Source organism: Caballeronia arationis (genome assembly GCF_001544975.2).
GTDB lineage: Bacteria > Pseudomonadota > Gammaproteobacteria > Burkholderiales > Burkholderiaceae > Caballeronia > Caballeronia arationis.
In genome coordinates, this window is sequence record NZ_FCOG02000414.1 from 1 (window position 1) to 1,585 (window position 1,585).

Consider the following 1,585-nt stretch of genomic DNA (forward strand, 5'->3'; position numbering starts at 1 on the left):
TGTCAGGGCTTTTTAGTAATGTCCGGTTTGGGCTCATTAGAAATGTCCGGTTTTGCTCCTGAGGCGCACGCTGGTGGCAAGCGTCTTCAAGGGGCTTGCCATGAACGAGCGTGGTTTCATCACGGCGACTATGCATGAACTCGAGCGCATCAAGATCATCGAGGCGGTGTGTGAACATCGGTTGACGATGGTACTTGCCGCTGAGCGGCTTGGACTGTGCGAGCGTCAGATCAGCCGCCTCGCGCGGCGTTACGCATCGAGCGGTCCGGCCGGACTGATCTCGGGCAAGCGCGGTCAGCCTAGCAACCGTGAGTTGCCGGTCGACCTGCGAGCCCGCTCGATGGCGCTGGTGCGCGAGCGGTACGCCGATTTTGGTCCGACGCTCGCCTGCGAGAAGCTGCGCGAATGTCACGGCGTTGCGTTGGCGAAGGAAACCGTACGGCGCTGGATGCGCGATGCGGGTCTGTGGATCCCGCGCAAGCAGCGGCCACCGAAACTGCATCAGCCGAGAAACCGGCGCTCGTGTCTGGGCGAGCTGATCCAGATCGATGGCTGCGATCATCGCTGGTTCGAGGAACGCGCGCCGGCCTGCACGCTCTTGGTGTTCATCGACGATGCCACCAGCCGCCTGATGACCTTGCACTTTACTGCGACCGAGTCGACCTTCAGCTACTTCGAGGCCACCCGCAAGTATCTTGAGCAGCACGGCAAGCCGGCGGCGCTCTATAGCGACAAAGCGGCCGTGTTCCATTGCAACGGCCATGCCGAGGCCGCTGGCAAAGGTGTTACGCAGTTCGGGCGGGCCTTGTACGAGCTCAACATCGATACCTGGTGTGCCAATAGCAGCCAGGCAAAGGGACGCGTTGAGCGGGCCAATCTGACCTTGCAGGATAGGTTGGTGAAAGAGTTGCGACTGCGCGGCATCGATACCAAGGAAGCGGCCAATGCCTATGCGCCCCACTTCATCGCCGACTTCAATGGCCGCTTTGGCAAGGTGCCGAAGGGGACATTTAATGCGCATCGGCCATTGCGTGATGACGAAGATCTCGACCTGGTCCTGAGTTCGCGGGTGGCGCGCCGCGTGACCAAGGTGTTGACGGTGCAGTACGACCGAGTGATTTATATGTTGGACGATACGCCGGAGAACCGTGCGCTGATTCACCAGTATCTGGACGTATTCGAGTATCCGGATGGGCGCATCGAGATTCGTGTGAACGGCGCGGCCCTCGCCTATCGCCAATACGACCGGCTTTCCGAAATCGATCAAGGTGCAGTGCTCGACAATAAGCGCCTGGGTCACGCGTTGCAGGTCGCGCAGGTGCTGCAGGCCGAGCGGGATAACCGGCGCGCGTCGGGCTCACCCTCGCGCACGAATCAAGGTCAGGCGCCGCGGCCAAAAGAACGCAAGGTCGGTACCCGCACGCAGCGCGAGTTGACGCGCGAGCAGTTCAATGCGGCGGTCTTGAGTACCGCGCGAGAACGGGCAGCCGCGGTGGAGAAATGAGCTTTTACAGTGAGATTTACAACCTAAAAACCCGACATTTCTAAAAAGCTCAAACCCCGACATTTCAAAATAGCCTCGACA

At 60.1% G+C, this 1,585-nt stretch carries 1 protein-coding gene; it reads left to right on the forward strand.

Annotated elements, in window-relative coordinates; all coding sequences use genetic code 11:
* Positions 1-100: 100 nt before the first annotated feature.
* Positions 101-1,504, forward strand: coding sequence for an ISNCY family transposase (locus tag AWB81_RS42785; protein WP_062644611.1), 1,404 nt, complete (start codon positions 101-103; stop codon positions 1,502-1,504).
* The last annotated feature ends 81 nt before the right edge of the window (positions 1,505-1,585 follow it).

Bases quoted from the DNA above. Each gene is read 5' to 3' on its own strand.
- AWB81_RS42785 (WP_062644611.1), top strand. From the start codon at position 101: ATGAACGAGCGTGGTTTCATCACGGCGACTATGCATGAACTCGAGCGC.